Here is an 11,790-nt window from a genome sequence, read left to right on the forward strand (position 1 = left end):
ATAACATGATCGCAATCGCAAAAAAATTAAAAAGTAACCTTACTACAGCACATATCTTTATGATAAGTGGCATATTGGTGAATGGTGGAAATTATGTCTATAATTTACTATTAGGTCGGTTTTTAGGGCCTGAAAAATTTGCAGATGCTGCCGTATTGGTTACTTTTTTATTGGTATTATCGTTTGTTGCGATGACGTTTCAATTAGTTACAGCTAAATTTTCGGTATTGTTTGAAGCTGCAGTTTTCAAAACTTTTGCGTCCAATATGTACAAGAAATCTGTGATTACTGGAACATTTTTAGGTTTTTTAATTGTGTTGTTTTCGACAGAATTGCAAGTCTTTTTTAAAACCTCATCATCAAGTATGTTTGTCGTTTTCGGATTGGGAATTCCACTTTATTTCATCATGAGTGTCAACAGAGGAATTTTTCAAGGAACACAGCAATTGATATCACTTTCTATCACGTATCAAGCAGAAATGATCAGCCGATTGGGAATTACATTAGCACTTTTATATTTTCTTCAAATCGATGCTGCTTTGTTAGTTTCGTTAGGAATTATTGCTTCTTTTTTATGTGGATTGATTCCTTTTAAATTCAAAAACATTTCTTTAAAAAGTGTAAACGTACTCAACAGGAAACAAAGCAAATTGGTGCGTAACTTTTTTATCATCACCGCTTTTTATGAACTGACTCAAATCATTATTAACAACAGTGATATTTTATTAGTAAAACATTACTTTGAATCGTACGACGCAGGTTTATATGCTTCGTTGGCTTTGATAGGTCGTGTTGTATATTTCGTCGCTTGGATGTTTGTGATGTTGTTATTACCAACCGTTGTAAAACTGAAAAAAGAAGGAAAATCAACAGTTCCTATTTTACTAAAATATGTAACCTATATTGGTGGAATTGCCACTACAATTATTTTGGGTTGTGCATTTTTTCCAGAACAAATTATACACATCTTATTTGGTGAAGAATACCTTTCAATTACGCCATTATTATGGAAGTATGCATTGGCGACAGGAATTTTCGCTATCTCCAATATCTTCGCATATTACTATTTATCATTAGACAAATACATTCCTGTAGTACTTTCTGGAATCTTCGGAATGCTTCAAGTTGTATTGGTTGTTTTCTTTCACGAAAGTTTAACACAAGTTGTACATATTCAAATCATTGCGATGGTTTTGTTACTAGTAGTACAATTGTCTTTTTTCTTCTTTGAGAATCGATTTAGATCGCTTCGCTCTTAGAGCGCTAACAATGTTAGACTTGTTCCCGCGTAGGCGGAAATCTCTTAGACCGCTTCGCTTTTAGATTTTTTCTCACTGTTATGTGATTTTAATTTGTACTAAACAAATATCGAATATTATCTCTTTTATTATTTTTCACAATCGTCAAATCTAGTAGTTTTTGTCATTCCGCATTTATTGCGGAATCTACTTTGAAACACCATAGATTCCTGCCTACGCAGGAATGACATCAGAAAACATCTTGGATCTTGACTCTATATTCTTGAATCATTAAAAAAGATATCTAAACCACCTTTCCTTTCACCGAAACATACTTGCATTTCAGCACAAGTCGTCCATTTTTCAGAGGTTGAAAGTGCACATTTGTACTATAATTAAAAAACTAGATGTCATGAAGTTAGCAATCGTAACCGCATATCCGCCAAGCAAAGTAACCTTAAACGAATACGCATATCACTTAGTAAAGAGCTTTCGCCAGAAGGAAAATATTACGGAAATTATTTTGTTGACAGATGAAACTCCAGAAGCAAAAGATTTGAATTTTTCGGAAGCTGGTTGTAAAGTTACCGTAAAAGAATGCTGGAAGTTTAATAGTTATAAAAATATCTTTTCAGTTACGAAAGCAATCAACCAAACAAAACCCGATGCCGTTTTATTCAACTTGCAATTCATGAAGTTTGGAGACAAAAAAGTAGCTGCCGCTTTAGGCTTGATGCTTCCGTGGATTTGCTCAATGAAGAATATTCCAAACATTGTTTTGTTACACAATATTTTAGAAGAAGTTGATTTAAAAAGTGCAGGATTTACATCAAATAAATTATTACAAAAAGCATATAATTTCATCGGAACAAGCTTGACAAAATTATTACTCAAAGCAGATACAGTTGCTGTAACCATGCAAAAATATGTGAATGTTTTAGAGCAAAAATATGTAGCAGATAATATAACCATGATTCCACACGGAACGTTTGAAATTGCAGAAAAACCAACGTATGATTTACCAGATGGACCATTAAAAGTTATGGCTTTTGGAAAGTTTGGAACCTACAAGAAAGTGGAAACTATGATTGAAGCTGTAGAAAAAGTTCGCAAGACTTCTGGTTTAGATTTAGAAATCGTCATTGCAGGAACCGACAATCCGAATGTACCAGGCTATTTGGCAAACGCACAAGAACAATACAAACATGTTTCTCAGTTAACATTTACAGGCTATGTAGAAGAAGCTGATGTAGCACCATTATTTAATGAAAGTGCCGTTGTGGTATTTCCGTATACAGCTACCACGGGAAGCTCGGGAGTTTTACACCAAGCTGGAAGTTATGGAAAAGCAGTTGTCATGCCAGATTTGGGTGATTTAGCTTTACTTGTAAAAGATGAAGGCTATAGAGGCGAATTTTTTGAACCTGCAAATGTAGATAGCTTGGCAAATGCTATTGAAGCAATTGTAACGAATGATGCGTATCGAATTTCGCTTGGAAAAACGAATTACAAAGCAGCTACTGCATTTCCTATGAAACGAATTACGGATATGTATTTGGAACAGTTTGAAACGATTATGGCTGAGAAAAGTGAAGGTGTCTTGGAATCGCTGCGTTCTTGATTGTTAGACATGCTGCGCTGTTAGATTGCTTTGCTCTTAGACTTGTTCCCGCGTAGACGGAAATCTCTTAGACCGCTACACTATTAGATTTTTCTAAATACTCAATACTATTCCTCAGCTTGTTTGTCGGCACGAGTTGGAAAACTCGCGCTAGCGTTTGGGGACTTTTACAATGTTAAGTTCTAAATGTTGAATTTTAAATTATTTCTTACTCTTGTCTAATACTTTTTTACCACTAAATTTATTTAGAAAACATCTTCAATCTTAAAATCCTGGTTCTAACAAAAACCTACTTCAAACTAATCTTTAAATCCATTTCTTTTTTCATCATTAGCAATACCTCAGCATTTCCCATGGCATCGTCTACAGGATTGTGTGTATGAACGGTTTTGCGTAAGTGTTTCCACTTGGCAAAGGTGTCTTTTTCTAGTCCGCAGTACAAATCGGAAAGTCTTCTGGAAGAATATCCAAACGGATTTTCACCTATGAAATGATGAAAATACCAACAAATAAACATCCAATCGAAACCATTATTATCACTGATAAAAACGGGTCTTCCTTTTGAGTTTTCTTGAATCCACGTTTTAAAATCGGTCATTACAGTTTTTGGTTCGTCAAACTCCAAGGTTTCTTCACGAGAAAATCCAGATATTGCCAATGCTTCTGGATTGAATTGATCCGAAATTGGCTTTAGTTTTCCATAGAATGTTCTATCAAGTGCAGGATCTACCAAAACGGCTCCAAAACAGATCATAGAATAATCGCTAGGAATTGGTCCGTCCGATTCTATATCAACCATTATATAACTCATGTTTCTTTGTTTTTGAGGTGGTAAGATAAGTATTTTAGATCGCTATCGCTGTTAGACTTTTCTCAATATTATTCTAAATTGTTAGATGTTGAATTTTAAATTGTTTTTAGCTTGTTTATCGGCACAATTTTGAAACGTCCTTGCGAGGAGTTTACGACGTGGCAATCTGTTTCTTAAAACAACTGCATCGTCCTACTATACGCAGATTACTTCGCTATCACTCGTAATGACGAATCATAGTTTTAGTTTGGAAACTCACGCTAGCTTGAATCAAAGAAACTACTTCACAACCTCATCAAACTTCACAGATTCCTTTCCATTGGTTACTACAATTTCATAATTTCCTTTTTGCAAACCTATTACACAAACAGAATCTTTTGTGGCAGCTTCCGCAATATCAACAGGAACAGCAGTTTTGATATTTTCTCCTTTTTTGTATGCTAAAATCATTATAGGAAAATCAATTTTAATAGGTTCTAGATCAATATTAACTTGTTGATTTTCATTTGTAAAAAGCCAATTTGGTCTATTATCAATATATGTTGTGTTTGGATGGAAAACGGCAATATCTGACCAAGCTTCTCTACGCGTATATTTAAAAGGTGTATCATTTTTATCAAGCAAAACAGCAGACGTTTTAATGTCAAAAGCTTTCAACATTGGATGATTGTTCTTGGAATTTCCTCTTTCACTATACTTCACTTGATGAATTGTCAGCGGATCAATTCCTGTGTATTCTTTGAGTCTTTCTGCCATCGCTTTTTCCCAAGAACGATGTTTTCCTTCCAATACATGATCAAATCCGCAATGAATTAAAATCTTTGCTTTTGAGTCCTTTTCAAGAATTTTTTGAATGTTTTTTGCTTGCGATATTTCGCGCTGTTTACCATTTACATTGGTTGTTTCTTCATACGGAAGTACTGTAAAACCTAGTGCTAAAGCTGTTCGCACCAATGCTCCAAATTGCGGGTCTTTGATGTAATTTCCTGTTTCTTGGGCAGGATATTTTCTTGTATTTAATTCTGGATCTAAATATTTTCCATTCCCTAAAGCTTCCAACGCTACATATCGATATCCAAGATCATATAACTCTTTTAGCAGAGATTTTGTAAACATTCTATGCGCAGAATTGTGATGTGCTTCGTTGATAATTACGAGTTGATTTTTCGCTGCTTCCGAAACAATAAAATCTTTTGCATTTACAGTTTTATATAGTGCTTTTAGCGAGTCAATTTCTGAAGTTGTATAGTTTTGTTCGCGTCCGCCCATTGCCAAATCCCATTGTAATAACGCATTTTTATAATCTCCTTTTGCGGCATAATTGGCTGCTGAAATTTGATATTTCCACGCTACAGTATCTTTTTCTATTTGTTCTTGAATTTGAGAATTGAATTTATAATCTGTAGAGAATTCTATTTTTTCAATTGTTTTTGGTGCTTCCGAACAACTCCAAAAATTCACCAATAACACAGTTATGAAAAGTAATTTTACACCAATTTTTGAATACATTTTAGTCTTTTTTTTGATTGTATTCAAATATAACTAAATATTTAGTTTTAACTAATTGTTTAGTTTAAAATGTTTTGAGAGTTATTCAAGAAAGTGATTACTTCGTCATGTTTCCTCGTAATGACGTTTCAAAAAAATCCAAAAGTCTAACGATCTAAAAGCGAAGCATGTCTAAGAGCAACGCAAGTCTAAACAATCTTCTCAATCACAAACGATTGATTTCTAAAGCTTATATGATCGCCCACTTTTTTACCCAGCAATAATTTTCCAATTGGTGTATTGGTAGCAATGGCGTAGAACTTTTCGTTGTTTGCAGTAATTTCGCCAACACTTACTGAGATAAAATAATTGGCTTGCGAAGTATAGACAACACTTCCCAAACAACCTTGTGAAACCGTTGATTTTTGATCTACTTTAAATAGAATTTCTTTTACTTTTTGAACTTCCAATAGTTGATTTCCCAACTTTTCACGTTCCAGTTGCAACATTGCGCGACCAGTTTCATGCTTGTCTCCTGCCGAACTTTTGGTTTCCGACAACATGGCTTCTTGAATTCCCGCAAATGTATCTTGAATTGTCGCCTGTCGTTTATTGACAATTTCCAAACATGAATTATATAATGCTTCCTTTACACTCATACCAATTCTGCTAATTCTTTTCCTACCAAACTTCCTATGGCAACGCCCATTCCGCCTAAGCGAACGCCGCAATATACATGATTTGATACTGGTTTTACAATTGCTTTTTTCTGCGATCCAACGCCCATAATTCCGCTCCAGCGATGTTCAATTTCAACAGGTGTTTTGGGCAGAATAGTCGTTTTTAAAATTGCTGAAAGCGTTTGCTGAATGATCTCGGTTTGTGCAAATTCGGTCGTTTCTTCTCCTTTAAAATCGAGATTTCGTCCACCGCCAAATAGAATACGATCATTGATGTTTCTAAAGTAATAATAGCCTTTGTCTAAATGGAAAGTTCCTTTTATATGTAAGTTCGGAATTGGTTTGGTAATCAACACTTGTGCGCGTGCAGGCTTTACTTTTTCCTCCAATAACTGCGATGCAAAACCGTTGGTAGCAATCAGTAGTTTTTTCGTGCGAAAGTCAAAATGATTGGTGTGTACATGTACTGCATTTCCGCTTTCCGTGAAACCATCAACCGTAACAGAATTTAAAATCTGAATGTTGTTTGAAGTTACTTTTTCCAATAAGGAAAACATCATTTTACCTGTATCAATTTGTCCTTCAAACTGATTGAAAATATAGTGATTTTGAATACGTTCAAACTGAAATTTATTAGACACTTCACTAAAGACATTTCCATCAAAAACAGGAAATAACAACTGATTGATTTCATTCTTTTTCGTCAAACACGTTTCATACAATTCCGTATCGTTTTCCGTAAACAATTCATATCCGCCCAAAGCTTGATAATCGATTGTTGCATCGCCCAAAGTTTCACGAAGCAATTGCAAACCATTACAACGTCTTTTTACAAGGTTTAATACTTCTTCTTCCGAATGTGTATTGAGATCATCTAAAATCTCCGAAAGGCTTCCAAAACAGGCAAATCCCGCATTTTTTGTGCTGGCGCCTTGCGGTAGAATTCCTTTTTCTAATATGACGATTTTTGCGTTAGGATATTGCTTTCGGAGTTGCAATGCACAATTAAGTCCCACAATACCGCTTCCCACAATAGTGAAATCGACATTTGTTAACCACGATGTATATTCCCAATAGCTTAGATTCATATATATTTTCAATATTTTTAGCGTTTCAATATAACTAAACGAATACATTTGTTGTAATTGTTTAAGAAAAAGAATCAGAATTTATATAAATTAAATACCTACTCTTATAAATTATGCTACCTGAACATATATTTTTACTGATTTGGATCATACTTGCAGTTTGTCTTATTTCAATATTTTTATTTAATGGCAAGAATACCTTAAAAAAGTTTCCGAAAGTAAAAAAAGTAGAATTTGAATATATGGAAAATTGGGCATCTGGATATGCTACAACATCTTTTAAAAGGAAAACGGAAGGAGCAAGAAATATATTGCGAATTAGAGTTACAAAAAATCAGTTATGGCTTACAACAAATACTTTTATGTCATGGATGGTAGCACAGTTTGATTTGTTACATTTAATACCTATCGACTCATTAAAATCCGTCGAAATTGAAGGGAAAAAAATTTGTATTGAATTTGAGAAATCAGGAAGAATAAAAAAAATAGTATTGATAAGCAGAAGACAACAAGAACTTTATCAGTTGTTAAGTGCTAAATTGAAAATGGAAACCTTATGAACATTTTTACGTTGCCCGATTATTTAACTGCCGAAACAAAACATCCGATTCAGTTGTTTAATTATGAATCGACAACGTCAAATTTTAATAATAAGATCAATCTTACCAAAAACGCCTTTAGCTTTCTGCAAGAAGGTTTTAAAACCATTTCCACAAGTCGCGAACCAATTTCTATTGAAAATGATGCGTTCTTAATTATGAAATCTGGTCATTGTTTGATGACAGAGAATTTGTCTGAAACCCGTAATTTTTATAGAAGTGTGTTATTGTTTTTTTCGGATGAAGTATTGTTTCAATTTATTGAGAAGCATCAAATTACTAATAAACATGTTCCTGCGACAACAGCTGCAAAAGCGTGTGATTATGACGATTTTATAAGATCGTTTGTAAAAAGTTTAGAAGATATATATCAGCTTCCACTGAATGTACAACAACAGCTTTTACAGGTGAAACTAGAGGAAATTTTAGTGTATTTAGTCGCTATCAAAGGTGCTGATTTTTTACTGTTTTTAATTGCATCAAAAGACGATCAAACAAGTCATTTTATCAATGTTGTGGAAAGTAATAAACTGAATAAGTTAACTTTAAAAGAGCTGGCTTTCTTAGCAAATATGAGTGTTTCTACATTTAAACGAGAGTTTGAAAAACACTTTATGCAATCGCCCATTAAATGGTTTCAAAATCAACGATTGGAGCATGCTGCTTTCCTTTTAAAGAACAAAGCCAAACGACCTTCCGACATTTTTGAAGTGATTGGTTATGAGAATTTATCCAACTTTGTACACGCATTTAAAACAAAATTTGGTGTGACTCCAAAACAGTATCAATTGCAAGATTGAGCTTTTAGCACTACTTTTTGAACCAATGGCTTTTTCTTAAAATTGCCTGTCGCCATACATTTGTATCATAATTAATAAACAAAGAATTATGAAAAATACAAACGCATTTTTACTGTTGTTCTTATTGATTGCAACAACAGCATTTGGACAAAAAACATTTACACTAACGAGTAAAGATTTAGGCGGACAAGCTACAAAAGCACAAGAATTTGGTGGTTTCGGTTGTACTGGAAATAACGAATCGCCTCAGTTATCATGGGCAAATGCGCCAGAAGGCACTAAAAGTTTTGCCATTACTATGTACGATCCTGATGCGCCAACAGGTAGCGGATGGTGGCATTGGCTTGTGTTTGATATTCCAGCGAATGTCAATGAATTGGTCACCAATGCAGGAAACGTTTCTCTGAATCTTTCTCCAAAAGGAAGCATTCAAAGTATCACAGATTATGGAAGTGAAGGTTATGGTGGTCCATGTCCGCCAGAAGGTCACGGATTGCACCAATATATTATTACGGTATACGCTTTAAAGACAGATTCGTTAGGATTGACAAAAGATACAAACGCAGCTGTTGTCGGTTATTATTTGTGGAATAATACGCTGGCTAAAGCGAGTATTGTTGCGTATTATCAACGAGAGAAAAAGTAGGCTAAACATACTATGAACTACCGTAATTTTAATGTCAAATCGAGCGCAGTCGAGATTCAAAAGAAAATAAAAAGTTCTTTAGCTTCTCGACTGCGCTTTTAAGTGACAAATTATCTCAGCTTGGTAATACTCGTTACTTTTTTAGTTTTTTTATTAATAGCAACCATTAAATTTGACCAAGTCCAGTATTCGTTATATTCTGAAAATGAATCTTTTGCTCTTGGTGCATTGAATTCATCTTCTAGCATTTTTTGGGTCATTCCAATGATTATTTTACCTTCAAAGATTGACTGACCAAATTTTTTGCCGTATTTCTTAATTAGCTTCTGTTTCCTTTTCTCAGTGTTTTCGGCAACTTCTTCTTTCGTTAAAAAGTCATCCCCAAAAAGAAAGTGTACATTTATATCTGGAAAATATTTGTTTTTGTTTTCACTAGTCATATTGAAAAAGAACGTTTCCAATTTTTGAATTATTTTATAATTTACAAGAGGAATAGTCGCTAGTTCTTTATTTGCTACATCTATACTATGGCTAGTACTGCTGCTAGAATACTGGTGTGGTTTTTTAGGTTTATTATAGTTTTTACCTATCGCTTGTATGTGTTCTTTTAGTTGATACAATTCTTGTTCTGAATACGGCAAACTGTTTACATCTATTGTACTCAACTTTTTATATAGTTTATGGAATTCAAGTTCTGAATAAAAACTATATGCCATTTGCCCTTTGATTTTATTGATGTATTTTGGATTGATATTTTTCTCAGTTTTGAATTTTTCTAATCTTGCTATTGCATCATTAAAAGCGGTTTCGGCTTTTTCAAAATCTCTTAACCAGATAAAATGAAATGGTTTTGACAAATAAATATACCCTACACTACTAATAGCTCTATCTGGATAGTCTATATCGGCATAGCTATTATTAGCCAATGTTACGATAGTATTGTACATATCATCAGTAAAATTTTTATCTAATGCAAGGGTTGTAAACTGAGTTGCCCAAGCTGAAAGCCAATAGTTACTCGTTGGAAAATCTCTGTCTTTTATATAATCTAGAGCTTCTGTATACTTTTCCTTTTTAATCAGCTTATTGTATTTTTTTGTGTTGATTTTCTGTGCGTGTACATTTGTAAATACAAACGATGTAAGCATCATTACTAACAATAATTTTAATTTCATTTTTATAGGTATTAAGGTTTATAGGTTACTTTTTATTATCTGTGGATAAATGTAATTTTTTACATTCCTAAATACTAAAGGTGCTAGTCGGTATTTATAAATACCGAACTATTTCAAGTGTTGTAGCCTATTATCAACGAAAATAAAACGTACTCTTCCTAATGTAATACGCAGATAATGAGATAAATGAAATCAGATTTTTAAAAAAATAAAAAAAGCTCCTTAAAAATTTAAGGAGCTTTTTGCTATATTTAATTTGGTTGAAATTTACTCTGCTTCTTCTTGCATTTCGAAATCTTCCATGAATTTTGTTGTATAATTTCCAGCAACATAATCAGGATGATCCATTAATTGTCTGTGGAAAGGAATCGTCGTTTTAATTCCTTCAATTACGAACTCATCTAAAGCACGTTTCATCTTGTTGATGGCTTCTTCACGTGTTTGCGCTGTTGTAATTAACTTTGCAATCATAGAATCGTAGTTTGGCGGAATTGCATATCCAGCATATACATGTGTATCTAAACGAACTCCGTGTCCTCCTGGTGCGTGTAATGTAGTAATTCTTCCTGGAGAAGGTCTAAAGTTGTTATATGGATCTTCAGCGTTAATTCTACATTCAATAGAGTGTAGGTTTGGCGTATAGTTTTTTCCAGAAATTGGCACACCAGCTGCAACCAAGATTTGCTCGCGAATTAAATCGAAATCAATTACTTGTTCAGTGATTGGGTGTTCTACTTGGATACGAGTGTTCATTTCCATAAAGTAGAAGTTTCTATGCTTATCCACTAAGAATTCTACGGTTCCAGCTCCTTCATACTTAATGAATTCGGCAGCTTTTACAGCAGCTTCTCCCATACGTGTACGCAATTCGTCTGTCATGAATGGAGAAGGTACTTCTTCTGTTAATTTTTGGTGACGACGTTGTACAGAACAATCACGTTCTGACAAGTGACATGCTTTTCCTGAAGAATCTCCAACCACCTGAATTTCGATGTGTCTTGGTTCTTCAATCAATTTTTCCATGTACATGTCATCATTTCCAAAAGCAGCTTTTGATTCTTGTCGAGCAGAATCCCAAGCATCTTTTAAATCTTCTGGTTTCCAAACAGCGCGCATTCCTTTTCCTCCACCACCAGCAGTTGCTTTAAGCATTACAGGATATCCTGTTTCTACTGCGATTTTTTCACATTCAGCAAAGTCGGCAATAATACCTTCACTTCCTGGGACACAAGGAACTCCTGCAGCTTTCATTGTAGATTTTGCAGAGGCTTTGTCTCCCATTCTATCAATCATTTCAGGAGAAGCTCCAATGAATTTGATATCGTGTTCTTCACATATTTTTGAGAATTTGGCGTTTTCAGATAAGAAACCATATCCTGGGTGAATTGCATCTGCATTTGTAATTTCTGCAGCAGCAATAATGTTTGACATTTTTAAATACGATTCGCTACTTGGTGCTGGTCCAATACAAACTGCTTCATCAGCAAATCGTACATGTAGGCTATCTACGTCTGCTTTAGAATATACAGCAACCGTTTTGATACCCATTTCTTTGCAGGTTCTAATAACTCTTAGCGCTATTTCACCTCTATTTGCAACTAATATTTTTTTGAACATCTTTTGAAATTTTAAATTTTGAAATTA

General features: G+C 34.1%; 11 protein-coding genes. 5 read left to right on the top strand and 6 right to left on the bottom strand.

Annotated elements, in window-relative coordinates:
- The first annotated feature begins 5 nt into the window (after positions 1 to 5).
- Both ACRBBL_RS10205 and ACRBBL_RS10210 read left to right on the top strand, forming a co-directional pair.
- On the top strand, positions 6 to 1,259 hold the full coding sequence (locus tag ACRBBL_RS10205) for a sugar isomerase (RefSeq protein WP_431368942.1): 1,254 nt from the start codon (positions 6 to 8) through the stop codon (positions 1,257 to 1,259).
- A 391-nt stretch (positions 1,260 to 1,650) separates the two neighbouring features.
- Positions 1,651 to 2,859 carry a glycosyltransferase gene (locus tag ACRBBL_RS10210; RefSeq protein ID WP_431368943.1) on the top strand — a complete coding sequence of 403 codons (1,209 nt, stop codon included), beginning with the start codon at positions 1,651 to 1,653 and terminating at the stop codon, positions 2,857 to 2,859.
- A gap of 289 nt (positions 2,860 to 3,148) precedes the next feature.
- Here the strand turns inward: ACRBBL_RS10210 and ACRBBL_RS10215 are convergent, their stop codons facing one another.
- From ACRBBL_RS10215 to ACRBBL_RS10230, 4 genes are all read right to left on the bottom strand, one after another.
- Positions 3,149 to 3,670: a 3'-5' exoribonuclease domain-containing protein gene (locus ACRBBL_RS10215; protein ID WP_431368944.1), complete on the bottom strand. Its 522-nt coding sequence runs from the start codon at positions 3,668 to 3,670 to the stop codon at positions 3,149 to 3,151.
- Positions 3,671 to 3,949: 279 nt separating this feature from the next.
- The gene (locus tag ACRBBL_RS10220) at positions 3,950 to 5,179 is read right to left on the bottom strand and encodes a hypothetical protein (RefSeq protein WP_431368945.1); all 1,230 of its coding nucleotides are present in this window, start codon (positions 5,177 to 5,179) and stop codon (positions 3,950 to 3,952) included.
- A 188-nt stretch (positions 5,180 to 5,367) separates the two neighbouring features.
- Complete coding sequence (locus ACRBBL_RS10225; RefSeq protein ID WP_431368946.1) at positions 5,368 to 5,817, bottom strand: 3-oxoacyl-ACP synthase; 450 nt, start codon at positions 5,815 to 5,817, stop codon at positions 5,368 to 5,370.
- A complete protein-coding gene (locus ACRBBL_RS10230; RefSeq protein WP_431368947.1) occupies positions 5,814 to 6,926 on the bottom strand; it encodes an NAD(P)/FAD-dependent oxidoreductase in 1,113 nt (370 codons plus the stop codon). The genes ACRBBL_RS10225 and ACRBBL_RS10230 overlap by 4 nt, the downstream gene beginning before the upstream one ends.
- A gap of 242 nt (positions 6,927 to 7,168) precedes the next feature.
- On the opposite strand from ACRBBL_RS10230, the gene ACRBBL_RS10235 reads away from it, so the two are divergent.
- The 3 genes from ACRBBL_RS10235 to ACRBBL_RS10245 all read left to right on the top strand — a co-directional run bounded on the left by ACRBBL_RS10235 (position 7,169) and on the right by ACRBBL_RS10245 (position 8,971).
- Positions 7,169 to 7,486, top strand: coding sequence for a hypothetical protein (locus ACRBBL_RS10235; protein WP_431368948.1), 318 nt, complete (start codon positions 7,169 to 7,171; stop codon positions 7,484 to 7,486).
- Positions 7,483 to 8,325 carry a helix-turn-helix transcriptional regulator gene (locus tag ACRBBL_RS10240; protein WP_431368949.1) on the top strand — a complete coding sequence of 281 codons (843 nt, stop codon included), beginning with the start codon at positions 7,483 to 7,485 and terminating at the stop codon, positions 8,323 to 8,325. The genes ACRBBL_RS10235 and ACRBBL_RS10240 overlap by 4 nt, the downstream gene beginning before the upstream one ends.
- A gap of 88 nt (positions 8,326 to 8,413) precedes the next feature.
- Positions 8,414 to 8,971 carry a YbhB/YbcL family Raf kinase inhibitor-like protein gene (locus ACRBBL_RS10245; protein WP_431368950.1) on the top strand — a complete coding sequence of 186 codons (558 nt, stop codon included), beginning with the start codon at positions 8,414 to 8,416 and terminating at the stop codon, positions 8,969 to 8,971.
- 110 nt (positions 8,972 to 9,081) lie between these two features.
- Here the strand turns inward: ACRBBL_RS10245 and ACRBBL_RS10250 are convergent, their stop codons facing one another.
- Both ACRBBL_RS10250 and accC read right to left on the bottom strand, forming a co-directional pair.
- A complete protein-coding gene (locus tag ACRBBL_RS10250) occupies positions 9,082 to 10,146 on the bottom strand; it encodes a hypothetical protein (RefSeq protein ID WP_431368951.1) in 1,065 nt (354 codons plus the stop codon).
- Between the two features lie 267 nt (positions 10,147 to 10,413).
- Positions 10,414 to 11,763 carry an acetyl-CoA carboxylase biotin carboxylase subunit gene (gene accC, locus ACRBBL_RS10255; RefSeq protein WP_431368952.1) on the bottom strand — a complete coding sequence of 450 codons (1,350 nt, stop codon included), beginning with the start codon at positions 11,761 to 11,763 and terminating at the stop codon, positions 10,414 to 10,416.
- Between the last annotated feature and the right edge of the window lie 27 nt (positions 11,764 to 11,790).

Source organism: Kordia sp. (assembly GCF_050633145.1).
Classification (GTDB): domain Bacteria; phylum Bacteroidota; class Bacteroidia; order Flavobacteriales; family Flavobacteriaceae; genus Kordia.